Genomic DNA, 22990 nt, shown 5'->3' on the forward strand with positions numbered 1-22990 from the left:
GAATCCTGTATTCAAGATTCAACACGCCCTGCGCTTACCCGGAAGAAATTTCCTACAATCAAATTGAAGTAATTACGTAACGCATCACTGTCGCCAGACCATCGAAAAATACTCGCCACCGCGACAGCCCGCCGCTACCAAACACAGCTCATCCTCAGGCATAGCCATGCTCATTCCACGCTCCTTGCGCAAACTATCATCGTGCCATTATCGGGGGATGCAGAGCGAATATAAGATACAGATCGGGGTAAAAAAACCATTCAGCACGACGGCGGATATACACTGAACGCCGAGCCGAAATCGTTCAAGACTGAATTGTTGGCGGAATATTTCCACAAAACGCCAGGCCATCGCCTTATATGTAGTCCGCGACTGATTTTAATGTAGGAATATTCTTATAGTTGGCATTTAAATCATTCTGTTTCGCGCACAAAAAACCCGGGACTCAGCCCGGGTTCATCAGCAATGCAAACAGCTGTCAGTGTTGCGCCATGTCCAGTACCACCCGCCCACCACAAGGGCATTGGTCCATGTAACGATGCGCCTCCACCACCTGCTCGAACGGATACACCTTGATGATTTGCGGTGTCAGCAACTGGTCGGCGGTGAACTGGTTGATATCGCGCAAGGCACGCTGCAGCGCGACCTGGTCCTGGCTGATGCCAAGCTCCGGCTTGCCGGTGAAGTTACCGATGCAATGCACGTAGAACTGGATGTTCTTCTGGAAGGCTGCACAGGCCGGGAACGGCGTCTGGTTACCGCCTTGCAGGCCATACAGGACCAGGCTGCCACGTGGCGCCAGCACATCGCCCAGCAGCGACATCTGCGGCCCGCCCATACCATCGAGGACCATGTCCACGCCGCGGCCATCGGTGTACTTGCCAACCTGCAGCAACAAGTCCTGTTCCTCAGTGACAATCACCTTGTCGGCCCCCAGGCCCAACAGGTAATCCCGCTGCTCCGCTTCTTTGGTAGCAGCAAACACCTTCAGCCCCAGGGCCTTGCCCAACTGGACGAAAGCGGGGCCGGCACAATGGCTGGCATCGGTTACCAGCGCGGTCTGCCCGGCCTTGGCCCGGGCCAGGTCAACGTAGGCGAAATAGGCGATCAGCAACGGCGTGTAGTGCACGCTCGCCTCGATCGGCGTGAGCACATCCGGGTAACGGGTAATGGCCGTACGCGGCAGCACGATGACATCGCCATACACGGGGTGATCGTTGGCACTGGTGGCCGGGAAGCTGGCGACCCGGTCGCCCACCGCAATGTCCTCGACCCCTTCACCGACCGCAGTCACCACCCCGGCCATTTCGTGGCCGATGCCCGCCGGCAGGCGTGCCTGGGACGGCGCCAGGTTCTGGCGCCAGAGCACGTCATACCAGCTGACGCCAATCGCCTGGACGCGGATCTGTACCTCGTCGGCAGCGGGTGACGGTTCGGCCTGCTCCTCGCAACGGAGCACATCGGCAGCGCCGAACTTGTGGAAACGGATCATGCGGGACATCGCATACCTCGCCTTTGTGAACCTCTAATTACCACTGACTTTATCCGGGCTTTGACGGTTAGACCATCAGTGGTCATTAATAGTCGACATGCTTGTCATCGATTGGGCACCTGACTTTCCCTGCAATGGGTCCCCCTAAACCCGTGCAGGGTAACAGCCTTTGGCCGTAAGATTCACCCCTGCCCCACTTTAGGCGAAGCGCACCGATGAATCGAAACGACCTGCGTCGCGTAGACCTCAACCTGCTGATCGTGTTCGAAACGCTGATGCATGAGCGCAGCGTGACCCGCGCTGCGGAAAAACTGTTCCTCGGCCAGCCGGCCATCAGCGCGGCCTTGTCGCGCCTGCGCAACCTGTTCGACGACCCGCTGTTTGTGCGCACCGGCCGCAGCATGGAACCCTCGGCGCGGGCCCACGAGATATTCGCCCTGCTGTCCCCGGCGCTGGATTCGATTTCCACTGCAGTCAGCCGCGCTGCCGAGTTCGACCCCGCCACCAGCAACGCAGTGTTCCGCATCGGCCTGTCGGACGATGCCGAGTTCGCCCTGCTACCACAGCTGCTCAAGCGCATCCGCGCCGAAGCGCCGGGCATCGTGCTGGTGGTGCGGCGGGTCAACTACCTGCTGATGCCGACGTTGCTGGCCTCGGGCGAGATTTCGGTGGGGGTCAGCTACACCAGCGAACTACCGGCCAACGCCAAGCGCAAGGTACTGCGCCGCAGCATGCCGAAGCTGCTGCGTGCCGACAGTGTGCCCGGCAGCATCACCCTGGACGACTTCTGCGCGCGGCCGCATGCGCTGGTGTCGTTTGCCGGTGACCTGTCCGGGTTCATCGACGAAGCCCTGGAAGAGATTGGCCGCAAGCGCCACGTGGTGCTGGCGGTGCCGCAGTTCAACGGGCTGGGGAGTTTGCTGGCGGGGACAGACATCGTGGCCACTGTGCCGGACTATACGGCCGATGTGCTGACCGCGGCGGGCGGATTGCGGGCCGAGGACCTGCCGATATCGGTGCGCAGTTTCGAACTGCACATGGCCTGGCGCGGGGCGCAAGACAACGACCCGGCGGAGCGGTGGTTGCGGTCGCGAATTCAGATGTTTTTTGGGGACCCCGATAGCCTCTGACCGAGTTCCACTGAGAACCAATAATGCTTCAAAAGCATAGACTTAGAGCAAATCATCGTCCGTTTCCGTCCATCGGAATCCACTCAATTCCAGCTTGACTGGGGGTATCTTTGGGGGACACCAAGCCCAAACTGAAAAAGATACCCCCACATCATGTCCCCCGAAAAACCGCCACCCTTCCGCCAGAAACTCAGCGATGCATTCATTCGGTCGTTGACCACATCAGGCAAGTACGCCGATGGCGACGTGCCGGGTCTCTATCTACAAGTGCGTGCCTCGCTCAAGCCTGGCAAATCTCCCTCCCGGCACTGGCGACTGAAGTACCGTCTTCGCGGCAAGGAAAACGTGTTCGTGATCGGCAGGTATCCGGATGTGGGCTTGAAAGAAGCCCGCGAGCTCGCCCGGGCAGCGCGCAATAGCGTGGCCAATCACATCGACCCACTCAAAGCCAAAAAAGCCAAGATTGAGGCGCAATGGCTAAATGAGTCACGTACGTTCGCCTACGTCGCTGAGGAGTGGATGAAGTTCAAATCCGCCGACCTAGTCAGCAAATCCGTCGCAGGATTTCGCGGCGCACTGCAGAACCACATTTTACCCGCTATCGGCGAGCGGCCCGTCAGCGAAATCAAACTCGAGCACATCACCGCGATCATTACCGAGTTGCGATACAAGCGAATCATGGCGATGGCGAGGCGCGTGCGGACGATCATTCGCTCCATCCTCGGCTTTGCCGAAGGACGTGGCTGGGTCGAGCGAAATGTGGCCCTGAGCAACACTGAGGAACTCAAGATCCGCCACGTGGTGACCAGCAACCCGGCCATTGAGCGGCCTGCTGATCTGGGCAAGTTTCTGCTGCGCCTGGATGATCTGAACCTTGGGAGCGTGGCCTATGCGATGCGCCTACTGGTGCTGTTGCCGGTTCGGCCGGGCGAACTTGTGAAGATGCGCTGGGAGGATGTCGATATGATCGGCGCCGATTGGCGATATGTGGTCAGCAAGACCAAACATCTGGACAAGAGCAAGCATATCGTGCCGCTCCCAGAGCAAGCGCTAGTCCTACTGCGCGAGCTGCACAAAGATCGGTTGGTTGATGATGCCGGTCACGGCTGGGTGTTCGGATCGCCTGTCTATCCAGGCCGGTCAATCGATGCGACGTCCATCCTCAAGTCGCTGCAAAAAGTCTGGCCTGAGTACGCAATCACCGCTCACGGCTTTCGGGCTACCTACCGCACGATCGCTCATGAGCATTTGGGCATCGATCCAATTGTACTGGAGCTGTCGCTATCGCACCGGATGCCAGGTGCGCTGGGAGCAGTTTACGCACGCGCTCAGCTCTTGAGTCAGCGCCGGGAAGCCGCGCAACTGTGGGCGAATTACTTAGATCAGCTTCGGAACAATACAAAGCTAGCGCTTGCAGATTAATCGCCGCCCCCTGAATTGAAGCCCAACGGTAACGGCCCCAGTCGTCTTTCTTCCCGTAACACGCCAAACGAATTTGGCGGAGTATGCGGGATTCGAACTCAACAGCACAGCTCCAAAAGTCAAAATTTTTACTGATAAAAATCAATATCTTATGAAAATCAGTTCGAATGCAGCGTAGTCATTCGAAGTGTATTTCCACTCCCGACCACCGGCATCCAAAACCCGACGCCCGGCCGCTCTAGAACAGCATATTTGGGGTAGCTTGAATGTTGCCGCAGTCTTCTAGCTTCCGCCCAGTTCCGCCTGTTTCCTGGCTACGAGTGGGGGACCAAATGGGGGACCGGATTTAAAGATCGGGGGTCACCACCATGCCCAAGCTCACCGCGAAATTGATTGAAAACCTCAAGGAGTACGGCAAGTACGATGATGGCGATGGCCTGCGCCTTGTCATTCGAAAGTCTGGAAAAGGAAATCGGCTTGGGCCCTTACCCTCACTATGGATTGAAGGAGGCGCGCTCCCGCGCCGACACCCACAGAGCATTGATTCGTGAGGGCATCGACCCCTTGACACATAAGGCTGATGCACTCCAGCAGGCTGAGGCTGCTAGGATTGCTCGAGAGATGAATCTTGAAAACACTTTTCGCGCTTGTGCGGTGGACTACATCGAAGCCCATAGAGCTGGCTGGAAAAACGCAAAACACGCGCAACAATGGGTCAACACTCTTACTACTTATGCATTTCCCTTTATCGGAGAAAAGCCAGTCGACGAGGTTGAAACAGACGATATCCTGGAGATTCTGAATCCAATATGGACCGCTAAGCCTGAGACAGCGTCCAGGGTCAGGAATCGGTTAGAACTCGTTCTCGATGCCGCCAAAGCACGCCGACTGCGCACGGGTGAAAATGCCGCTCGCTGGCGAGGTCACCTGGACAAGCTTCTGCCCAGAAGAAGGCTGACAGATCGTGGTAACCATCCCGCTCTACCTTGGGAGCAATTGCCAGCCTTCATGGCGGAGCTTGAGCATTCCACTGACCTTAGTTCAACTGCGGTGAAGTTAACCGTTCTGTGTGCTCTGCGCACAAGCGAGGTGATAGGTGGGTACTGGGAAGAAATTGATCTGGACGAAGAGATTTGGACTATTCCGGCTGCGCGAATGAAAGCCGGACGCCAGCACCGGGTACCTTTATCTGAAGCCGTCCTTCACACGCTCAGATGTCTGAAGGCGGAAAGCAAAAGCGAATTGCTTTTCCCGGGTCGAAGCATGAGTCGACCGCTCTCGAACATGGCAATGCTACAAAAAATACGCGGAATGGATGAGAAGTCCTTAGCCAACGACGGACCAGGCTGGCGCAATGAAGCTGGCGAAGTCATCACCATGCATGGTTTCCGATCAAGCTTCAGAGATTGGGCCGCCGAGACTACTAATTTCGCCAACATCGTCCCTGAAATGGCCTTGGCGCATAAAATCAGTAGTGCTACTGAAGCAGCGTATCGACGAGGCGATCTGCTGGAAAAACGAAAACAACTTATGGAGGAATGGGCTTGCTATGCATTGTCAGGTTGCAAAACCACTTGACACAAGCCGACGCGGGCTGAAATGGCCACGACGATTCGCTAGTTCTTAATTGCATACAGGGAGAATGGGCCACACACGACTTTCGCCGTATCGGGACGACCACGATGCATGAGCTTGGTGTGATACTCGAGATCATTGATCATTGTCAAAATCACTTGCGAGTGAGACTTAAAGGCGCGCTGCTATTATCTGGAATATGACTATACCAAGAAGAACAATCAGATTGAACCAAGTGGAAGACCGCCTTAAAACGATTATTCGAGCCCCAGCAACTGCAAACTAGCCATAAACTAAACTCAACAGGTAACGAGACTCGCACCGGACTTGCGAGCTATTGAAATCCAATGATTATCTATCACCCCCCAATAGGAGCGGCCTTACTCTCTTTGCATCGACACTCAAGATTTCTAAAAAATGACGGGACCAACCAACAACGACTTCCAATGTTTATACAGGCCATTGGCTGTGGGTCGGAACAAAAACATATTATTTGCCAGCTCAACCCACTGCCATCGCTTATGACGCGTAGGTCATTCAGACCACACCCCAATGCAAGCCACGCTCATCGCTCATTTTGCGCACCATCGCGCTAAAGAACTGTGTAGCGAAACCACTCTCACGGATCAGCATGGCCGTCAGACCCGCGCACTTGGCGGCAATGCCATGTTCCAGCATATGGTCCTCGCCACCCAATGCTCCAGCAGCGCACTGATTTTCCGCAGCGCGCTGGACAGTCCAAGCTAGGAACAACGCTTTCTCGATGCTGCTTTCACCCACTGCGATTCCATGGTTGCGCAGCACCAGCACGTGCTTATCACCCAGACTGGCAACCATCCGTGATTTCTCATCATCAAACAGTGTAATGCCCTCGAAGATGTGGTAACCCACTCGGCCGTAGAGTTGAGCACCGTAGAAATCGTCGTGAGTAAATCCTCGGACTTTTTGCGCCACGGCGCTCACTGCTGTTGTGTGTGTATGGATCAGGCAGTTAATGTCTTCCCGCGCTTCATGTACGGCGGAGTGCAGGGCAAAACCAGCTGGATTACCCACATACTCTGAGGTTTCAAGCTTGTTGCCGTGCAGGTCCACCTTGAGTAGATTGACGGGAGTGACCTCGGTGTAATTCCTTAGAGATCCGCTTACAGATGGGAATGAATGGCACTAATTCATGTTGGACTGAATTTCTTGAACGCTGGCGATGTCGTAGTGATGGCGCGCTGCTACGTCTTGCTGGAAGAAAGCAAGCAGACCTGGATGTCCCTCCCTTCCTGCAGCCGCATGTCCGAGTACCCGTATGAAAGAGCTGCGTTCCGCTGCGAAGATAATTCGCCCAACTGTTCTCATCGTTGAGGATGAACCCATGATTCGAGAGCTTTTGACCCTGTACCTGGAAGAATGGGGGGCCATGGTGACAGCGGTGGCGACTGCCGATGACGGTAATGAGGCGTTGAGGAAGCAAGATTGGACGCTGCTGATAACGGATGTCCAAACGCCTGGTTTACTCAATGGGGTTGATCTTGCCTGGATGGCAAGCCAGCAAAAACCTCAGACGCGTATCATTGTCATGAGCGGATACTACGACTCTGCAGGGAGAGTGTTGCCGCCAGGTGCGGAGTTCCTTCCTAAGCCGTGGCCAATAACCCAGCTCCAGGAACTGCTCTGCGCTCAGCTTCACGCCGACGGGGCCGGAAGGTCGGCGTCTGCGAAGCTTGTTCCTTCCCAAACGTTCGCGAACAAAGCTTAAGGACGCCACACTCGCCTGCACCAGTTCTTTCGCGCAATCCGTCGGCCTCGGCCAAAACCCACGGAGTAAACACCCCCCGCCGTGACGTCCGAGTTGAACACAGACTTTCCTGTGTGACGACATGAGGTGAAAGATCATGGCTAACAACCAAACCAATCGTGGCCATCAAGGTGGTACTGCTCAGAACAATCCTAGCAATTTTGCCAATGATCGCGAAAAAGCGTCGGAGGCAGGTCGCAAAGGCGGGCAGAGCTCAGGCGGCAATTTTGCCAATGACCGTGAGCGTGCCTCCGAGGCAGGCCGTAAAGGCGGGCAAAGCAGCCACGGCGGCGGGCGCGGTAGCGAAAACCGTTAACTTGAAATGAGCCTGGCCGGGGTGCATAGCACTCTGGCCACTTTTTGAGAAAATGAAAGCAGTCTTAAGAAGACAGCGAAATGGGCAACAAGGGTTTGCCTCTCGCTCGAAGACGACCGCCAACGAACACTAGCGCCAATGACGCTGCCGCTAGCAATAGGCTCAGCCCTAGCATTTGGCTAGTGAGGTTATGAAATCCTGAAGCCGCAGCGCCGATTATGGCCAACATTCCTGAAAGCCCAGCGTAGCCTACCGCAGTCATCAGCCATCCCCAGTTACGCATCCCCTACTCCTCCAATGATGATGCCAGGTCTCGAATCAGCCTGATTACGACCATACGCATCTGGCTAAGTGCCATCGGTGTGTGCAGGCGCGCCTAGAGTTTGAAGCGTACATGGATACAGCTTTTACTATCCTGCCGATCAACCTCCACTGCCGCGCTACCGTAACCGGAATAGCTTTTGACCAATCGCATGCCAAGCCCCGTACCTGTCGGCTTAGGATAATTATCAGGGAAGCCGTCGCCCTCATCCCTGACGGTGAGTAGGGCATGGTCGCCGGCATGCTTGACGCCCACCTCAATGTCGCCCTTGCCATACTTGAGGGCATTCGTGATCAGTTCAGAAATTACCAGTCCCAAGGGCGCCATTCTTTCTGGAGGCAATACGAAGTCATCAGCCTTCAGCACAATTTTGCGGTCGGCTAAGGCTCTGCCCAGATCCCCCAGCAGAGCAGTAAGGTAATCACGAGCACGAAGTTCTTGATCTTCGGCAGCTTGGTACAGCCGCTCGTGAACCGTGGCAATGGTCACTACTCGGCCTGCAGCGGTTTCAAGCTGCAATTTAACCGCTGCATCAGGCGTGAGATTGGCCTGCAGCAACAGCAGCGTATTTACCAAGTGAAGGCTGTTCTTAACGCGATGGTGGATCTCTTCGAGATAGAGGTCGCTTCGGTTTTGCTTGCTATTCTGAGCCTCGATGAGCGACAGCAATTCAGCTTCATACTGATGACGCTCTGTGATATCCCGCGAAACGGCAATAATTCGCTCGACCTCGCCGTCTGTACCTAATATCGGCGCCACCGTCACATCCCACCATTTCGGAACGTCGGGAGATATCGGACAATATGCCTCAAATCTAGCGGGTTCACCGCCACGAACTTTCCCGACTGTTTCCCAGACGAGAGAGCGAGCCTCCTCGGGCCAAAAGTCATACCAGCGCAACCCTTTGACCTTGGTAGTTGGACCGCTAGGAAGGTAAGCCCGGCTTCGTTCATGAATTCGATCTCACCGCTTGGCGTCAAGATCTCAACCCAATCAGGGCTAGCGTTCAAAAGGGTTTCCGAATAAGGGTCGGCAAGAGGGGCATCCGTACCCGCAGACATTCGTTCGAGGGCCATGGAAATGACGTTCGAGATACCTTCCAAAAATACCAGATCGCTCTCTACAAAATCGTCTCCGTAACTGCTATCGGCCTCAAGAACACCAAACGGGCTTAGAACACCCCGGATCGGGACATTCATTGCACGCTCAATACCATATTTCTTCAGTAACTCCGGTGTCCGAAAGCGGCTCTCCGTGCCTAAATGATTCGAGAGGACGGGCCTATAGGTACTCAAAGCGTATCCAGCTGGGCTAGCCGCGTCGGCACCCACCGTGGCCCGTCCGATGTCAGAGGCATCCCAACCAACACCATGGGACAAGACAAAACCTTCTTCGTCAGCCACTGGTTGAAGCACCTTTGAAAATCGAGTTTTCATTCTTTCCGCGACGACTTCACATGCATGGGTGAGTAATACATCCAAATCAGTAGCCTTCAAGGACATCACCCCGAACTCGACCACGAGTTCATGCTGACGGTGCAGCCGCGCATGGGTCTTCTTCAAAGCCGTTCGGATTGTTTCGTCCGCTGGTAGCTGCTGCATAGTCTTCCCTTCCGGATTAACGGGAAACGCCCAAACTCCTTTTTGAGCGTGAAGGCGGTTCGCTTACCGCCTCCTACGATAGCCGTAAATCCATAACGGCGCATGACACACCACTCATCGCTTCGGAGCAACGGCTCAACAAGCCAGAGCCCTAACACATAGGAGAAAAGAGCAGACCTTTCATGCCGAAAACCATTCTGATTGTGGAGGACGACGACCTTCTCAGAGACCTCACCGCTGAGAGTCTCTCGTCACTTTACGCCGTTACCATAGAGCCCTGTGCGAATGCTGACGAGGCGTTGGATAGGCTATCCCGTGACAACGCTCCCAGTTTGGTGGTGACCGATATCCATATGCCTGGAAGCATGGACGGCTTGGGCCTGGCGCGCGAGATTTGGCGCAGGTGGCCTACCCTGCCAGTCACTTTGACTTCGGGCGATGCAGTGATTGACACTGGCTTGTTACCTGCTCGAACAGCGTTTCTTCCCAAACCTTGGCAGATATCCGATCTCGCCTTATTAATCAACAAGCTAGTAACACTTCTACCTCAGGTAGAAAACTGATCCAGAGGATGCACCCTATCCCTTCCATGCTTCGTACCTGGCAAGAAGCGGCTGGACGCTCAGGCCATGGAGCAGAATGCTCAACGCCACCACTGACAGCACCAGGTTGATGCTCTGCGCGGCCAAGGTGGGAAGCAACCCATGATTAAGGGCATAGAACAGGTAGTAGAAGCTGCCGATACCTCGGATACCAAACCACCCTAAAAGCCCGCGCTGGCGGATATGTAGCATTCCTCGAGCCGGGAAAAGCAAGATGCTGATGGGACGAATGACAAAAAACAAGGCGCCGGCAACCAGCACTGCCCGCCAGTCCCAATGCTCAATGAGCACTGCCCCGAGCAGGGTCACCAGAAACACTTCCATTGCCCGTTCGATCAGGCTATCGAAAGCCAGCATGTCACCCAACATGATCCCCGCTGCTACCTGCGAATCGTCGAGCCCTTTCACATCGCCTTTGACGGCCAGCTCTGGCGCCAGGTGCTGGTGACCAACCACAGGCTGTACCAGATGTTCAGCAGCCGGCTCCTCTGGACTATTGGCGGTCTTAACCTCCGCCTGCCGTAAACCGAGACCCGCAGCGAACACCGCAAGGAACCCATAGGCCTGTATCGACTCGGCGCTCACGTATGCCAACGCAATCAGGGCAAGGGCCAGATAGTCATTGGGCGAGACGGTGCTGTCGTCGTTGCGCAGACGCAAGAACAGCGTGAGCTTGCCCAGGCCGCGCCCCATCCAGTAGCCAAGCAGCATGCCTGCGGTTACTGCCCAAAGCAGGTCCTTGAGCAACCAGTCACTGAACCAGGCCTGGCCATTGTCCTGTTGCAGGAACAGTCCAAGCATGACGAAGGAACCGCCACGCCGTCGTTGAGCCCTGCCTCACCCGACAAGCTGAAACGGAAAAGATCATCGTCCTGGGCATCAACCACCTGCACCAGGGTTGCGAGAACGGGGTCAGTGGGTGCGAGGATCGCCCCGATCAGTAGCGAGATGCCCCCCCAAGTTCAGGCCGTAATGCAGCACCAGTGTTACACCCGCTCGACTTGCTCAGATCCAGCTGAAGAAGACCCAGCCCCGATGTACCCAGGCCGATACCCAGGGCAAGGCACACTACAGACGAGGTCACAGGGATCCAGCGCAGGTAGGAGGATGAGAGTGCGAGCAGCAGCAAGACTGCGCCCAGCATGGCGAACCAGACGATGAAGGTCATCTGCGCAGAAGCCTTGGGAAAGTGTTCAAGTATTTTTTTGACTTTTCGGTACCCCGCGTCGTTCCGCTGCGCTTAGTGGGCTCACCCAGCACCTGAGGGAATGTAAAATAAGATTTCAGCGCGACGCTGCGGTCAAACCCTATAGATCGCAGTGGAGATTACATCATGAAATTTGCCCAGTTCTGCCAATGGCTCGCCAACCACGCCGGTAAACCGAGCACCTTTTTGATCGCCGTGGTGTTGATTGCCATGTGGGCTGCGTCAGGGCCTTGGTTTCACTACAACGATACCTGGCAACTCATCATCAACACGTCGACCACCATCATTACATTCCTGATGGTTTTCCTGATTCAGAACACCCAGAACCGGGACAACGACATCATCCACGTCAAGCTCGACGAGCTTATCCGCGCTACGAAATCTGCGGAGCAATCAGTATTGGATCTCGAAGCGCTCGATAACCGGGAAATCCATAAACTTCGCAAGCAATACCAGGCAATGGGCAGCGAATGTGATCCCCACCATCATGCGCCTGCTGAGCATCAGACGGACGATTGTGCTCGGGATAACCTGCAGCGCTAGAGTCCTTGTTGGTCGAGCGGCGGGAGAGCTGAAGTTACATTTGCAGGGTGAAGCGCCTGGCCAATAGCTTGAGCGAGCTCGTCTATCGACCACGGCTTGAAGAGGTAGGTAACCGGTGGTGTGACCTGAGAAGCATCCAGCTGATAGCCCGAGGTCAGAATGGCGGGTAGCCCAGGCCACCTTTCGTGTGCCATGGAGATGAACTCCATACCTTTGATGCTTCCCGGAACACCGTGGTCGACAACGATCAACGAGCAGTCGCTATTGAGTCCCATCAAGTGAATCAAGGCATCTTCTGAGTTATCGAACGCATCGCAGGTGGCGCCCAACTCGATCAGGATGTCCACCAGAAGGGCTTGTAGCGTTGGATCATCCTCTACGACAACTACTGTCTTCCCTGACAGCGACAACCCCTCAATGTCGAGCTTCATCACCCTCTCTCCAGTCAGTAATCCAATTTTCGAGTGTTTCACTCATCCGGACATGCGTCGATGGGGGCTAAAGGCCACACATGCTCAATGGCCTTCGAACTTCGTCAAATCTCTCAGCATTTGATCCTTGCTGCAATGCCTGAAGTTGGACAACCAGTTCCACTTCTACCTTGTTGCCAAGATCATGCAGTCGTCGGGCAGTGGATTCATCGTAGCGAGCATAGCCGGCCTGGCCGAGGAGTCTAACCAGTGTTGAATGAGAAGCCTGGGCAAGCTTAACCGGCGTATCCAGGCCCTGCTGATCGACAAGAATCCGGTACGCCTCCACTGCTATGGTGGAGCGGATGCGCTTTCCCATGAGAAAACTGGCCAACAACCATTTGTACACGCCACCTACATCCGTCACCTCGATGCCAAGGTCACAGGCAGTAATGGTCTTCAACCTTTGCTGCTGCGCGGGTCAGTAGATCGTGGATAGGTGCGCTCCTCTTCGAGGGTGCCATCCGCTTTGTGGATCTTCACCGACGCCGTCTTACCATCAAAGAAATCTGCAAGGGTACTGACCAACTCCTGCTTTGTCGCAGCTCGTCTGAAGGCGCGTTCAGCACCGGCTTTCTTCAATTCCCAGCCATCCGATGTCGGGCTGAGGTGATAACTATCCATCACTTGGTTCTCCTCTCTATAGGGATTGGCCATCGTCCTGAATGTCTTCTTCAGCCTCAGCTGCATCCGTGGCATCGGCATCATTCAGTGGCGGCGACGTGGGCTTTTCAGGGTCGTTAATGAAGGGCACGTCGCTTGGGCCCTTCTCTTCTGAGCCTTCCGTTTTTAGGCTGCATGGCAACACCTCCAGGCACGTTGATGGTATGTAGGTCTTCAGGCCCCTTTAGGTAGCAGCTGAGAATTTGCCGACATCGATAGGTTGCGGAACGAATTCTGGGCCCTCGCCAGCCAGCCTCCACTTCACCTTGGCAACGCCATAACGCTCAGCCATCGGGCGACTGACCAGCTTGATGTTCTGCTGACTGAATCGCGGGATGATGCCAACACCGGCATCGCAACTGGCCCAGTGCCAAGCGACACCGTTGTCTATTTTTTCCAGACGGATAATGAATGTCCGAGGCTCACTGTGAAGCTCGTACTCAATTACATAGAGCTGCTGTCCCACCATCAGAATCCCTCCCTAGTCATGCGCTATTGAGCAAACCGGTAAAAAATAATTCCATCGAAATGGCGGGTGGTAACGCATTCTGTGCATGTGGGGCCTCGGTGCTATTTGTCCTGACTTCCTGTAAGGAATTCGAACAGTGTTTCAGCGCAGGCAGTGATCCCTTCCACATGCACCATCTCGAAGCCATGGGTATTCTCGGTCGGTATCGCAATGCAACCGGCCCGGGCATCGATGCCGGCACTCAATACCGCACTCGCATCCGACGCAAAATCAACGAGCAATGCCGCCTGGGGCTCATAACCGGCCTTTCGACCAGCGGCGATCAGGCCCTGCACCACGGTGCGGCTGTAGTATCCCTTCTGGTCGCCGGTATTGATGATCGGGTTGGCCGAGAGCTCCGTGCCATACTCCTCTAGTACCGGGCCGACCTCGACGGCGATTGTGGTGTCGCCGGGCAGCCGGGAAGCTGCGTACATGGCGCCGGCATTCGACTCTTCCTCCAGCGTCGTAAGCACGAACCAGACGTCCTGCTGCAGCTTTTCTCGCCGTTCACTCAGCAGCTCCGCGCAGAGAATGACAGCGCTCAGCGGAGCTCGGTCGTCGAGGAAGTGAGCGGCAATACAGTCATGTACCTTGAAGGGCTGACGCCAGTGCTGACTGAGCACGACACGAGTACCAGGCCGAACGCCAAGCTCCTGGAGTTCTGACTTAGTCTTGCGCGTGACGATATAGACATCTTTCCACTGAACATTTCCTGCCAGCACGTCTCTTCCATTCGAAGTTCGACCGCTGTTGTGCATTGAACCGTAGGACAAAACACCCGGCAGGATGTGTTCATCGCCCAGGATATCGACAGGACAGACACCGAAGCTTATCGGTTGCGCGCCACCGAGAGCGAGCACCTCCAGGGTGCCGTTCTCCAGCACATTTTTGACGATCATCGCGATCTCATCGAGGTGGGCCATGACGCGTATGGCTGCCTCGGGGCTACAAGCGCGGCCCCCACGAATCACCCCCACTACATTGCCAGCAGGGTCAATATGGGCCTGCTCACAGAAACGGCTGAGCTCTCGCAGGCAAATGTCTCGCACCTCATCTTCTTGTCCGCCCGGCCCTCGGGCGTTGAGGAGCTCGGTCAGTAATACCTCAGTCTTCAAAACGTTACCTCCATGTTTGCACGCAAACGTGTTCAGGCCAGCTGGATGTACACCGAGTAGCTACCCAATAACACCCAGAACACCAGAAAGATCCAGGGCGTCCGTAGCGAGAACTGCAATGACTTTCGATGCCCTACACGCGAGGTTTCCGCCTCACAGAACAGCGGCGACTCGTCGTAAGCCAACCCCATCAACGGCTCGCTGCGCAGCAGGTGGCTCTGCTTGAGCTGCCAGTGATCGATGATGTTGTACGCCGCCCGGATGCCTGGCCAGGCGTTGAGCGAGCTCAGTACCCCGAGCAAGGCGAGGAACGCGGGCACGATCAGGGTGAACATCTCGCCCCATCCTTTATTGAGGTTTCCCATGGAGGAGACGAAGGCGATGACCAGGAATGACTGCGCCGCCAGGTAGGCATCCGTGCGGTTGGCCAGGATGCTGGTTTCGTACTGGATCTCACGTCGGTAAAAATCCAGACGCTCCTTGGGAGAGCCAAACATCCTGGAATTGTGCTCGCTGATCTCGTGCTCAGGGGTCGCTGGGGTAATGATTCGTGGCACTCGCTACTCCTGGCCTTTGCCTTTGCCTTTGCCTTTGCCTTTGCCTTTGCCTTTGCCTTTGCCTTTGCCTTGATCAAGGGAAGCCAATCCAACGGGCAAAGTTCAGCTCAGTGTCACAGCAGGAGATGGGCGGGCAATAGGTGCGATGAACCAATTACCCCAGGATCGCGTCCACCGCAAAACAAGCGAGTCGATTCTGGAATGGAAAACGATCCTGTACTGGCCGCCCTCGGCTATCTCAAAAACAACAAACTGGTTCTGAGCACAGCAGAATCGTGCACTGCAGGCTGCCTGGTGGCGTTGTTGGCGGCGGTACCGGGTACAGGAGAGGTGCTGGAAAGCGGCTACGTCGTCTACTCCCCCAGCGCCAAAAAACGCCTGCTGGGGGTCAGCGCCGAAACCATCGAAAGGTACGGCTTGACCAGCGAAGCAGTAGCTTGGGAAATGGCTTTGGGCGCCTTGAGAGACAGCGATGCAAATGCTGTGATCGCCACCACCGGGGTAGCCGGGCCCGCGCCCGAATCTGGGATACCGCCGGGGACGATGTGCTTTGCGTGGGCTTTCGCCGGCGAGCCAATTGCCGTTTTCACGCGCACTCAACGTTTCTTCGGCGAGCGGTCTGAAGTCATGCGCCAAGGCGCCATGTTCGGGTTGACCCGGCTTTCCCACTATCACCAGCGCTGGTTACGCGGTGAGCGCACCTGAGGGCTGTGATCATGTCGGAAGATGAACTGCTATCCAGGCGTCACCCTGTTCAAGAAGATATGCCGATGCAACAGCGCGTCTGGCGTTTCGAGCGCATCGGGTGGTACGTGCTCGTGGCCATCGTATTGCTTGCCTTGGCAGGCCTGTTCGGTAATGGCCCGTTGAGCGATGCCGAGGTGGTGAGCCAGGATGGCCGGGTACGGGTTGAGTATCAGCGCCTCAGTCGAAGCGGCACGACAGACAGCCTTTTCATCACCGTTCAGGGTACTCCTGGTCAGCCGGTGGAGGTACAACTCGAGGGATCGTTGCTCCGTGACGCCAGTATCGAGACGTTACAACCGGAGCCGCAACGGTCGATGTCGCATGGCCAGGCCATGCTGTTCCAGTTGGGTACTAAGCACGATGGGGTCGCCACCTTGTACCTAACCCTTCGAAGTGAGCACGTGGGCACCCTGAAGGGCAGCGTCAGGGCAGGCACTGAAAGCGCCGTTCACTTCTCCACATTCCTTTACCCCTAGGAGTGCATCATGGATTCGATCCTCCGCGCAGCCGGAATGTACGTCGCCCTCATGCTGCTGTTTCGCGTGGCCGGGCGGCGCTCGCTGGCCGATTTGACGACCTTCGACTTCGTGTTGTTGCTGATCATCGGGGAAGCCACCCAGCAGGCGCTTCTGGGTGACGATTTTTCATTCACCAATGCCATGCTGGTGATTGCCACGCTGATCGTTCTGGACGTCGGCCTTTCACTCGCGAAGCTGAACTCCAGGCCCTTGGCCAGGTTTCTGGATGGGCACGCTACCTTGGTTGTCGAGAATGGGCGCTTTCTGCATCATCGCATGCGTCGGGCACGCCTCACGGAGGACGATATCCTTGAATCAGCGCGGGACAGCCAAGGCATCGAGAACATTGAGCAGGTCAAGTTCGCTATTGTCGAACGCAATGGAAAGATTTCGATCATTCCTGCCGAATAAAGCACGGAGCTGCTCCTCGTAGAGCCATGCCGTTCAGAGTGCCAATATCGCCTGGCTAAGGTCGATGGTAGGGATGAGCATCAGCTTGCGCCGAGATATCAGCCAGGCCATCTGGCTTGCATGCTCAGCTTGCCTTGAAGCACGAGCCATTCGTTGCTGGCTTCGGTTTTAAAGCGAAGGCTCGCAGATCCTTTTAATTCATGCCAAACACTACATAACTCCTCATGGTAAATGCCAGATCCAAGACTGGAATGCACTATGAAAACCACCTGCTCCGTCCTATTTTTTGCTTGGATGGTGTCGCTCGGTGCCGTCGCTCAAGACGCGCCGGAGCGCTCAGATCTCGCTCTGGTTCAGCGGCAGATCACGTCCATCGAACTGTTGGCCGCCCGCGCAAGTACCGCCTCAGCCAGTACCGCTGAGCCCCGCTATCGCTTCGACTACCCGAGGTTCGCAGCGGATCTTCAACGTGTGCGCCAAGGCATCCAAAAATACCTGTCTCCTTCGCGTGCACAGCCAGCCGATCTGGTCGAGCTGACTGGTAGTTACCGTGCTGAAACGCCTCACTCGGGTACCTCCGATGAGCATGACTGACGCCCAACTCAGCGCGTTCTCTGCCGTTGCCGGGTTCACCCCGCAGCTCAGCTCAGTGCTATGGCGTTCATCAGCGCTGGTGCTCGCATTGCTCTGGTGCACCTGGGCCCTGTGGACCGGCTACCGCGGCTGGGCGGCCGGCAACCTGAATTTCGGTGCGCTCGGCGGCAGCACGCTGCGCCTGGCCCTCGCCCTAATCGTGCTGATGTTTTTCATGCTGTCGTAATCAGGAGACCTTTGCCATGAACCTCCCCCGTCATTGTCATCGCCCGCTCGCTCTGCTGCCGGAATCCTGTTCGAAAGCCCTGTTCGGCGGTCTGATGCTGTTGAGTTCGACACTGGCCTGGGCCGACCTGCCGACCATGGAAGCACCGTCTCGCGGTGAGGGCTCGGGCCTGATCGACACCATCAAGAACTACGCCTACGACGGCGGCATCCTACTCGGTCTGTTGATCGCCACCCTCGCCTTCCTGGGCGTGGCCTGGCACTCGCTCACCGTCTACGCCGACGTGCAAAACCAGCGCAAGACCTGGAAGGACCTCGGTGCCGTGGTCGGCGTCGGCGCGCTGTTGGTGGTGGTGATCCTGTGGTTCCTCACCAAAGCCGCGACGATCCTATGAGGTCACCATGTCCGACGCCCCAGCCACTCTGCCTGACGGCACGCTGACCTTCCTCCCGGAGCGCCTCAATCGTGACCCGGCCGTTCTCCGTGGGCTCACCAGCGACGAGATGTGGGTCGCGCTGATCATCGGCGCAGGGCTAGGTGTGATTCTCGGCGCGCCGCTGGCCGTGGCCACCGTCTCCATCGCGACCCTCCCCACCTGCATGTTCATCTGCATGGCGCTGGTGTTGCTGGGCGGCGGCAAGCTGATGCGCCGAGCCAAGCGCGCCCGCCCGGAAACCTGGCTCTACCGACGTCTGCAGTGGCACTTGGCGGTGCACTGGGGCATCGGCACTCATCAGTTGATCCTCCACTCAGGCCCTTGGACCGTCCGCCGCACGCGTCGACATGCGAGGGCCACGCCATGAGCCGCTTTCGCAACAAGGTGGATGCGCAGCAGGCGCATATCTTCAGCCTGCGTCTGGCCGTTTCGATCCTGGCACTGCTGTGCTGCGGGCTTTGGTACGGCTGGCAATCCTCGCCTTCCGAGCTGACCATTCACGTGCCGCCCGATCTGCGCTCTGGCAGTACGCGCAAGTGGTGGGATGTACCCCCGGAAAACATCTACGCCTTCGCTCTGTACATCTTCGGCCAACTCAACCGCTGGCCAACCGACGGTGAGGTCGACTACCACCGTGCCATCTTTGCTCTGCAGCCCTACCTGACACCGGCGTGCAAGACCTTCTTCGACGGTGACTTCGAGTACCGCAAGGCCGCGGGCGAACTCCGCGGCCGGGTGCGCGGCGTATACGAGGTGCTGGGCCGCGGCTACAGCGACGACCCCGACCTGCGGGTGAAGCAGCTGGACAAGCACAGCTGGCTGGTGAAGCTCGACCTCAACGCTGACGAGTATTACGCCGCCGAGCCGGTGAAACGCGTCGTCGTGCGCTACCCGCTGCGTGTGGTGCGCTTCGACGTCGACCCCGAGCACACCCTGGACTGCTACGAAGGCACACCGCAGAAGCTGACGCTGCCTGGAGGTGCGGGATGATGCGTGTCCTGATCATGATGCTGGCGATAGCCGCAGGCTGGTGCTCTGCAGTCGGTGCGGTCGAGGTCAAATACTGGGATCGCCTGCCGCTGGCCGTTCCACTTACGGTGGGCCAGGAGCGCGTCCTGATGCTAGATGAGGATGTTCGCGTCGGGGTGCCGGGCACGATCGCCGGTAAGCTGCGTGTGCAGTCCGTCGGCGGTACGGTGTACCTGCGCGCCGCTGACACCCTTCCCCCTACCCGGTTGCAACTGCAGTCGGTGAAATCAGGCGACATCATCCTGATCGACATCGAGGCGCTCGAGGGCAGCGAGGCACTGGAGCCGGTCAAGATCGTGGCCCAGGCTCAGGCACCGGACGTGGAAGCTGCGAAGGACACGTCACCTGCAGAGACGCCGGTACCGGTGGTGCTCACCCGCTATGCGGCGCAGAACCTTTATGCGCCCCTGCGTACCGTGACACCGCTACCCGGTGTGCGGCGGGTGCCGCTGAGCGACTCCACCGCGCTCAGCACCTTGCTGCCCACCGAACGGGTTTCGATCAAGGCGCTCGCAGCCTGGCGGCTGGGCGACTACTGGGTGACCGCGGTGAAGATCGTGAATCGCGGTCCTGGCAAGGTGGCACTGGACCCGCGCCACCTGCAGGCCACGCTGTACGCCGCAACATTCCAGCACTCGGACTTAGGTCTCACCGGTACGCCTGAAGACACCACCGTGGCGTATCTCGTCACCCATGGCGGCGACCTGAAGCACGCGCTGCTGCTGCCCCCGCCCAAACGGGAGGCTTCCGATCATGAAAGCTAACGGCCTGCTGAAATGGTTTGTGCCTGCGGTCCTGCTGGGCATCGTGCTGATCATCATCAAATCCTGGGTGACCGCCCCGGATGGCCAGCCCACTCACGATCCGGAAAATACCACGCTCAGCGCGGAACAGGCCAAAGCCTTGGGCATCGCCGGCGACACCCCGCGCGACACCATGGCCACGCTGATCGGCCAGGTCAAAGCGATGCGCAGCGAAATGCAGACGCTGAAGAAAGGCAACGATGCGCTGCAGACCGAGAACAACCGGCTGCGCACGCGCGAAGGCAACATCGACACGCGCATCCAGAGCACGCTGAGCAGCGTCACCCAACAGGTCACCGAGCAGCGCCAGCAGGCCAACGATGCTCGGCAGAAGGCTAAGCAGCAGCACCGCGAGACTCAAGGGCTACTCTCCAGGCTCAAGGATCAGCTCACCGGTAAGCCCGCCGCAAAGTCGGAATTTCCTGCGGGATTCGGTCTTGAGCCGGGAGACGAGCAGCAGTTTGCAGGGGCTCAAGCACCGGCAGATGCGGTGCAGTGGATCGAACCATCGAATGCCCGCGCAGGCCAAGAGAACACCGGCAAAGCCGACGGACCGCTGTCGTCGTTGACCTCGAAGTTCAAGGACCTGCACGCCCTGGACAACAACGCCATAGACCGTGGCCAGGATCGCTTGCGTGCCGTCGCCAAAGGCGAGCGTGATCTGGAGAACGCTCAGGACCGTACCGAAGGCGCCAGGCCCGTCTATACCATCCCCGAGAATTCGACGCTGATGGGCTCGATCGCTATGACCGCGCTGATTGGCCGGGTGCCGGTGGACGGCACAGTAAACGACCCCTATCCGTTCAAGGTGCTGGTGGGGCCGGACAACCTCACCGCTAACGGTATCGAGCTGCCGGACGTAGTTGGCGCGGTCATGAGCGGCACCGCCGCCGGCGACTGGACGTTGTCCTGCGTGCGCGGCCAGGTCGAGTCGATCACCTTCGTCTTCAGCGACGGTACTGTCCGCACGGTGCCGCAGCCGCAGAAGATCGTTAGCCGCAATCGCAGCAGTACTCAAACCTCGGACACCGAGAAGATCCGCGGCGGCCTGGGCTACATCTCCGACCCTTACGGCATTCCCTGCATTTCCGGCGAGCGCCGCTCCAACGCCCAGCAGTATCTGGGCAGCCAGAGTCTGATCACCGCAGCCGGCGCCGGCTTCGCTGCAGCCCTGGGCAGCGAGCAGACCAATACCTCCTTCATCAATTCGGCCAGCGGCAGCCTGGGCCTGTCCCAGAACAGCGGCAACAGCGCGCTGAACTCGGTGATCAGCGGGGGTATTGGCGACATCCGCGAGTGGATCAACAAGCTCTACGGTGAAGCATTCGCCGCCATCTACGTGCCGCCTGGGGCCAGAGTGGCCCTGCATCTGGACCACGAAATCAGCATCGACTACGAACCCAAAGGCCGGAGAGTGAACCATGAAAGCCCATCCGTCTCGGTACTGGATCTGGATTAGCCTGCTGCTCGGCCTGCTCTTGGCCGGCTGCTCCACCAGCAAGGAAGAAATGCTGCCCCACGGCGATCACACCATGCTGGATATCTGGAACGGCGGTGGCTCGGTCGGTACTCAGCAACAGCTGTTGGAGGCACGTGGCGAACTGCGTCGCCCGGTGCTGGATCCCGAGCGCCTGATCAATGACCAAAGCGCCTACACGCGCACGGCGGCCAACGAAATCCGTGCCCAGTTTCCGCGCCTGCCCAACCCAGACTTGGTCATGTACGTGTACCCACACCTGGCCGGTACCCAACAGACGCCGGTGCCAGGCTACTCGACCGTGTTCCCACTGTACGAGAAGGTCCAGTACGCGCTGCCCGGCGAGCGCCTGGACGATCTGTGATGGCCGATGACGCGAGTCGCGAACCACCATGCTGGAAGCCTTGGCGTGCAGTGCAGCGTCGGCGCGCCACGCTGGCCGACGAGGCCGCCCAGTACGCGCACAACCCCAGCTTCACCGACCACATGCCCTGGGTCGAATACCTCGAAGCTGCGCAGTGCTTTCTGCTCGACGACAACCGTTCCGTGGGCGCCGTGTTCGAGCTGCAGCCGATCGGTACCGAGGGTCGCGAGCCCGAATGGCTGATGGCGGCACGCGATGCGCTGGAAGATGCGTTGCAGGACAGCTTCGACGAGTTCGACCAGGCGCCCTGGGTGGTGCAGTTCTTCTGCCAGGACGACAGTGACTTTGCTCCATACCTTGATCGCCTGGAGCGCCATATCGCGCCCCGCGCTCGAGGCACGCCGTTCACCAAGGCCTTTCTCGCGTCGATGCAGCGCCACCTTGAAGCCGTTGGCAAACCGGGCGGGCTGTTCGACGACCACGTGGTGTCTCACCTGCCCTGGCGCGGCAGCAATCGCCGGATTCGCCTGGTGGTCTACCGCTGGCTCGGGGAGCAAGCCGACGAGGATGGGCAGAGCCCGGTACAGCTATTGAGCCGCACCTGCGATCGCCTTGTGGCCTCGCTGCAGGCCTGCGGGGTCAGCCCTCGACGGCTGACCGGGCGCGATTTCTACGCTTGGTTACTGCCTTGGTTCAACCCCGCTCCTGCTCTCACCGGCGAATCCCCCGCCGCGTTCTATCGACGTGTGCCCTACCCGGAAGTGGATGACGGCGAAAATCTGCCGCTGCCGTTCGACCACGATTTCGCCGAGCGGCTGTTCTTCCAAGAGCCGCGCTCCGACAGCGAGCAAGGTCTGTGGTACTTCGATCAGCAGCCACACACCGTGATGGTGGTCGACAAGCTGCGCAGGCCACCGCACATCGGCCAACTGACCGGCGAAACGCGAAAGGGTGAAGCCTTGAACGCCCTGTTTGATCAGTTGCCTGAGCAGGCGGTGATGAGCCTGACCGTGGTGATCACGCCCCAGGATGTGCTCGAGGAGCAGCTCAACCGCCTGACTACCTCAAAGCAC

At 57.8% G+C, this 22990-nt stretch carries 24 protein-coding genes and 5 pseudogenes; 19 read left to right on the forward strand and 10 right to left on the reverse strand.

Annotation, left to right across the window (positions count from 1 at the left end):
* Positions 1 to 478: 478 nt before the first annotated feature.
* Positions 479 to 1501: a zinc-dependent alcohol dehydrogenase family protein gene (locus AC07XM_RS15200; RefSeq protein WP_016486425.1), complete on the reverse strand. Its 1023-nt coding sequence runs from the start codon at positions 1499 to 1501 to the stop codon at positions 479 to 481.
* A 206-nt stretch (positions 1502 to 1707) separates the two neighbouring features.
* Here AC07XM_RS15200 and AC07XM_RS15205 point away from each other — a divergent pair, with 206 nt between their 5' ends.
* The 3 genes from AC07XM_RS15205 (at position 1708) to AC07XM_RS15215 (ending at position 5622) form a co-directional block, all read left to right on the forward strand.
* Complete coding sequence (locus AC07XM_RS15205; protein ID WP_016486424.1) at positions 1708 to 2622, forward strand: LysR family transcriptional regulator; 915 nt, start codon at positions 1708 to 1710, stop codon at positions 2620 to 2622.
* Positions 2623 to 2775: 153 nt separating this feature from the next.
* Positions 2776 to 4044: a tyrosine-type recombinase/integrase gene (locus AC07XM_RS15210; RefSeq protein WP_054904295.1), complete on the forward strand. Its 1269-nt coding sequence runs from the start codon at positions 2776 to 2778 to the stop codon at positions 4042 to 4044.
* A 423-nt stretch (positions 4045 to 4467) separates the two neighbouring features.
* Positions 4468 to 5622, forward strand: a complete 1155-nt coding sequence (locus AC07XM_RS15215) for a tyrosine-type recombinase/integrase (RefSeq protein WP_232862526.1) — start codon at positions 4468 to 4470, stop codon at positions 5620 to 5622.
* Between the two features lie 534 nt (positions 5623 to 6156).
* Here AC07XM_RS15215 and AC07XM_RS15220 read toward each other — a convergent pair.
* A pseudogene (locus AC07XM_RS15220) lies at positions 6157 to 6750 on the reverse strand (class II aldolase/adducin family protein); the annotation flags it as partial.
* Between the two features lie 166 nt (positions 6751 to 6916).
* On the opposite strand from AC07XM_RS15220, the gene AC07XM_RS15225 reads away from it, so the two are divergent.
* Both AC07XM_RS15225 and AC07XM_RS15230 read left to right on the forward strand, forming a co-directional pair.
* Positions 6917 to 7366, forward strand: a complete 450-nt coding sequence (locus AC07XM_RS15225) for a response regulator (protein WP_232862528.1) — start codon at positions 6917 to 6919, stop codon at positions 7364 to 7366.
* A gap of 160 nt (positions 7367 to 7526) precedes the next feature.
* Positions 7527 to 7721: pseudogene (locus tag AC07XM_RS15230) on the forward strand (con-10 family general stress protein); the annotation flags it as partial.
* A gap of 376 nt (positions 7722 to 8097) precedes the next feature.
* On the opposite strand, the pseudogene AC07XM_RS15235 reads toward AC07XM_RS15230, so the two are convergent.
* Positions 8098 to 9644 (reverse strand): annotated as a pseudogene (locus AC07XM_RS15235) (sensor histidine kinase).
* A gap of 182 nt (positions 9645 to 9826) precedes the next feature.
* Between AC07XM_RS15235 and AC07XM_RS15240 the strand changes: the two are divergent.
* Complete coding sequence (locus AC07XM_RS15240; protein ID WP_102690229.1) at positions 9827 to 10207, forward strand: response regulator; 381 nt, start codon at positions 9827 to 9829, stop codon at positions 10205 to 10207.
* A 15-nt stretch (positions 10208 to 10222) separates the two neighbouring features.
* Here the strand turns inward: AC07XM_RS15240 and AC07XM_RS15245 are convergent.
* Positions 10223 to 11414: pseudogene (locus tag AC07XM_RS15245) on the reverse strand (cation:proton antiporter domain-containing protein).
* 165 nt (positions 11415 to 11579) lie between these two features.
* On the opposite strand from AC07XM_RS15245, the gene AC07XM_RS15250 reads away from it, so the two are divergent.
* Complete coding sequence (locus tag AC07XM_RS15250) at positions 11580 to 11996, forward strand: low affinity iron permease family protein (RefSeq protein WP_102690230.1); 417 nt, start codon at positions 11580 to 11582, stop codon at positions 11994 to 11996.
* Here the strand turns inward: AC07XM_RS15250 and AC07XM_RS15255 are convergent.
* From AC07XM_RS15255 to AC07XM_RS15280, 6 genes are all read right to left on the reverse strand, one after another.
* The gene (locus AC07XM_RS15255; RefSeq protein WP_102690231.1) at positions 11993 to 12427 is read right to left on the reverse strand and encodes a response regulator; all 435 of its coding nucleotides are present in this window, start codon (positions 12425 to 12427) and stop codon (positions 11993 to 11995) included. The two genes, AC07XM_RS15250 and AC07XM_RS15255, sit on opposite strands and share 4 nt — an antisense overlap.
* A gap of 67 nt (positions 12428 to 12494) precedes the next feature.
* Positions 12495 to 12869, reverse strand: coding sequence for a DNA methylase (locus AC07XM_RS15260; protein ID WP_102690232.1), 375 nt, complete (start codon positions 12867 to 12869; stop codon positions 12495 to 12497).
* Positions 12866 to 13090: a DUF2188 domain-containing protein gene (locus AC07XM_RS15265; RefSeq protein WP_102690233.1), complete on the reverse strand. Its 225-nt coding sequence runs from the start codon at positions 13088 to 13090 to the stop codon at positions 12866 to 12868. The genes AC07XM_RS15260 and AC07XM_RS15265 overlap by 4 nt, the downstream gene beginning before the upstream one ends.
* A 223-nt stretch (positions 13091 to 13313) precedes the next feature.
* Positions 13314 to 13598: a DUF6555 family protein gene (locus AC07XM_RS15270; protein WP_102690234.1), complete on the reverse strand. Its 285-nt coding sequence runs from the start codon at positions 13596 to 13598 to the stop codon at positions 13314 to 13316.
* 101 nt (positions 13599 to 13699) lie between these two features.
* Positions 13700 to 14755, reverse strand: a complete 1056-nt coding sequence (locus tag AC07XM_RS15275; RefSeq protein ID WP_102690235.1) for a zinc-binding metallopeptidase family protein — start codon at positions 14753 to 14755, stop codon at positions 13700 to 13702.
* A 32-nt stretch (positions 14756 to 14787) separates the two neighbouring features.
* A complete protein-coding gene (locus AC07XM_RS15280; protein ID WP_102690236.1) occupies positions 14788 to 15312 on the reverse strand; it encodes a hypothetical protein in 525 nt (174 codons plus the stop codon).
* Positions 15313 to 15513: 201 nt separating this feature from the next.
* Here AC07XM_RS15280 and AC07XM_RS15285 point away from each other — a divergent pair, with 201 nt between their 5' ends.
* The 12 genes and pseudogenes from AC07XM_RS15285 to AC07XM_RS15340 form a co-directional block, all read left to right on the forward strand.
* Entirely contained in the window at positions 15514 to 16017 is a 504-nt protein-coding gene (locus tag AC07XM_RS15285) for a CinA family protein (RefSeq protein ID WP_102690237.1), read from the forward strand.
* An 11-nt stretch (positions 16018 to 16028) separates the two neighbouring features.
* Positions 16029 to 16535 (forward strand): hypothetical protein, encoded by a 507-nt coding sequence (locus tag AC07XM_RS15290; RefSeq protein ID WP_172455978.1) that lies wholly within the window; start codon positions 16029 to 16031, stop codon positions 16533 to 16535.
* A gap of 9 nt (positions 16536 to 16544) precedes the next feature.
* Positions 16545 to 16988, forward strand: coding sequence for a DUF421 domain-containing protein (locus AC07XM_RS15295; RefSeq protein ID WP_102690239.1), 444 nt, complete (start codon positions 16545 to 16547; stop codon positions 16986 to 16988).
* A gap of 258 nt (positions 16989 to 17246) precedes the next feature.
* On the forward strand, positions 17247 to 17582 hold the full coding sequence (locus AC07XM_RS15300; RefSeq protein ID WP_172455979.1) for an integrative conjugative element protein, RAQPRD family: 336 nt from the start codon (positions 17247 to 17249) through the stop codon (positions 17580 to 17582).
* Positions 17569 to 17808 carry a TIGR03758 family integrating conjugative element protein gene (locus AC07XM_RS15305; protein ID WP_102690241.1) on the forward strand — a complete coding sequence of 80 codons (240 nt, stop codon included), beginning with the start codon at positions 17569 to 17571 and terminating at the stop codon, positions 17806 to 17808. The genes AC07XM_RS15300 and AC07XM_RS15305 overlap by 14 nt, the downstream gene beginning before the upstream one ends.
* 16 nt (positions 17809 to 17824) lie before the next feature.
* Positions 17825 to 18202, forward strand: coding sequence for a TIGR03745 family integrating conjugative element membrane protein (locus AC07XM_RS15310; protein ID WP_102690242.1), 378 nt, complete (start codon positions 17825 to 17827; stop codon positions 18200 to 18202).
* Positions 18203 to 18209: 7 nt separating this feature from the next.
* Positions 18210 to 18611 (forward strand): TIGR03750 family conjugal transfer protein, encoded by a 402-nt coding sequence (locus AC07XM_RS15315; RefSeq protein WP_102690243.1) that lies wholly within the window; start codon positions 18210 to 18212, stop codon positions 18609 to 18611.
* Positions 18608 to 19234 (forward strand): PFL_4703 family integrating conjugative element protein, encoded by a 627-nt coding sequence (locus tag AC07XM_RS15320; protein ID WP_102690244.1) that lies wholly within the window; start codon positions 18608 to 18610, stop codon positions 19232 to 19234. Before AC07XM_RS15315 ends, AC07XM_RS15320 begins: the two co-directional genes overlap by 4 nt.
* Positions 19231 to 20037 (forward strand): TIGR03749 family integrating conjugative element protein, encoded by an 807-nt coding sequence (locus AC07XM_RS15325; protein ID WP_177010227.1) that lies wholly within the window; start codon positions 19231 to 19233, stop codon positions 20035 to 20037. Before AC07XM_RS15320 ends, AC07XM_RS15325 begins: the two co-directional genes overlap by 4 nt.
* Positions 20027 to 21535, forward strand: a complete 1509-nt coding sequence (locus tag AC07XM_RS15330; RefSeq protein ID WP_102690259.1) for a TIGR03752 family integrating conjugative element protein — start codon at positions 20027 to 20029, stop codon at positions 21533 to 21535. Before AC07XM_RS15325 ends, AC07XM_RS15330 begins: the two co-directional genes overlap by 11 nt.
* On the forward strand, positions 21498 to 21917 hold the full coding sequence (locus AC07XM_RS15335; protein ID WP_102690260.1) for a TIGR03751 family conjugal transfer lipoprotein: 420 nt from the start codon (positions 21498 to 21500) through the stop codon (positions 21915 to 21917). Before AC07XM_RS15330 ends, AC07XM_RS15335 begins: the two co-directional genes overlap by 38 nt.
* Positions 21917 to 22975, forward strand: a pseudogene (locus AC07XM_RS15340) (TraC family protein); the annotation flags it as partial. The gene AC07XM_RS15335 and the pseudogene AC07XM_RS15340, both read left to right, overlap by 1 nt.
* Positions 22976 to 22990: the final 15 nt, after the last annotated feature.

Source organism: Pseudomonas sp. GW460-LB5 (assembly GCF_059423245.1).

Excerpts from the sequence above, each read along its gene's own strand:
- AC07XM_RS15200 (WP_016486425.1), bottom strand. The coding sequence starts at position 1,501 with ATGTCCCGCATGATCCGTTTCCACAAGTTCGGCGCTGCCGATGTGCTC.
- AC07XM_RS15205 (WP_016486424.1), top strand. The coding sequence starts at position 1,708 with ATGAATCGAAACGACCTGCGTCGCGTAGACCTCAACCTGCTGATCGTG.
- AC07XM_RS15210 (WP_054904295.1), top strand. The coding sequence starts at position 2,776 with ATGTCCCCCGAAAAACCGCCACCCTTCCGCCAGAAACTCAGCGATGCA.
- AC07XM_RS15215 (WP_232862526.1), top strand. The coding sequence starts at position 4,468 with ATGATGGCGATGGCCTGCGCCTTGTCATTCGAAAGTCTGGAAAAGGAA.
- AC07XM_RS15225 (WP_232862528.1), top strand. The coding sequence starts at position 6,917 with ATGAAAGAGCTGCGTTCCGCTGCGAAGATAATTCGCCCAACTGTTCTC.
- AC07XM_RS15240 (WP_102690229.1), top strand. The coding sequence starts at position 9,827 with ATGCCGAAAACCATTCTGATTGTGGAGGACGACGACCTTCTCAGAGAC.
- AC07XM_RS15250 (WP_102690230.1), top strand. The coding sequence starts at position 11,580 with ATGAAATTTGCCCAGTTCTGCCAATGGCTCGCCAACCACGCCGGTAAA.
- AC07XM_RS15255 (WP_102690231.1), bottom strand. The coding sequence starts at position 12,427 with ATGAAGCTCGACATTGAGGGGTTGTCGCTGTCAGGGAAGACAGTAGTT.
- AC07XM_RS15265 (WP_102690233.1), bottom strand. The coding sequence starts at position 13,090 with ATGGATAGTTATCACCTCAGCCCGACATCGGATGGCTGGGAATTGAAG.
- AC07XM_RS15270 (WP_102690234.1), bottom strand. The coding sequence starts at position 13,598 with ATGGTGGGACAGCAGCTCTATGTAATTGAGTACGAGCTTCACAGTGAG.
- AC07XM_RS15285 (WP_102690237.1), top strand. The coding sequence starts at position 15,514 with ATGGAAAACGATCCTGTACTGGCCGCCCTCGGCTATCTCAAAAACAAC.
- AC07XM_RS15290 (WP_172455978.1), top strand. The coding sequence starts at position 16,029 with ATGTCGGAAGATGAACTGCTATCCAGGCGTCACCCTGTTCAAGAAGAT.
- AC07XM_RS15295 (WP_102690239.1), top strand. The coding sequence starts at position 16,545 with ATGGATTCGATCCTCCGCGCAGCCGGAATGTACGTCGCCCTCATGCTG.
- AC07XM_RS15300 (WP_172455979.1), top strand. The coding sequence starts at position 17,247 with ATGAAAACCACCTGCTCCGTCCTATTTTTTGCTTGGATGGTGTCGCTC.
- AC07XM_RS15305 (WP_102690241.1), top strand. The coding sequence starts at position 17,569 with ATGAGCATGACTGACGCCCAACTCAGCGCGTTCTCTGCCGTTGCCGGG.
- AC07XM_RS15310 (WP_102690242.1), top strand. The coding sequence starts at position 17,825 with ATGAACCTCCCCCGTCATTGTCATCGCCCGCTCGCTCTGCTGCCGGAA.
- AC07XM_RS15315 (WP_102690243.1), top strand. The coding sequence starts at position 18,210 with ATGTCCGACGCCCCAGCCACTCTGCCTGACGGCACGCTGACCTTCCTC.
- AC07XM_RS15320 (WP_102690244.1), top strand. The coding sequence starts at position 18,608 with ATGAGCCGCTTTCGCAACAAGGTGGATGCGCAGCAGGCGCATATCTTC.
- AC07XM_RS15325 (WP_177010227.1), top strand. The coding sequence starts at position 19,231 with ATGATGCGTGTCCTGATCATGATGCTGGCGATAGCCGCAGGCTGGTGC.
- AC07XM_RS15330 (WP_102690259.1), top strand. The coding sequence starts at position 20,027 with ATGAAAGCTAACGGCCTGCTGAAATGGTTTGTGCCTGCGGTCCTGCTG.
- AC07XM_RS15335 (WP_102690260.1), top strand. The coding sequence starts at position 21,498 with ATGAAAGCCCATCCGTCTCGGTACTGGATCTGGATTAGCCTGCTGCTC.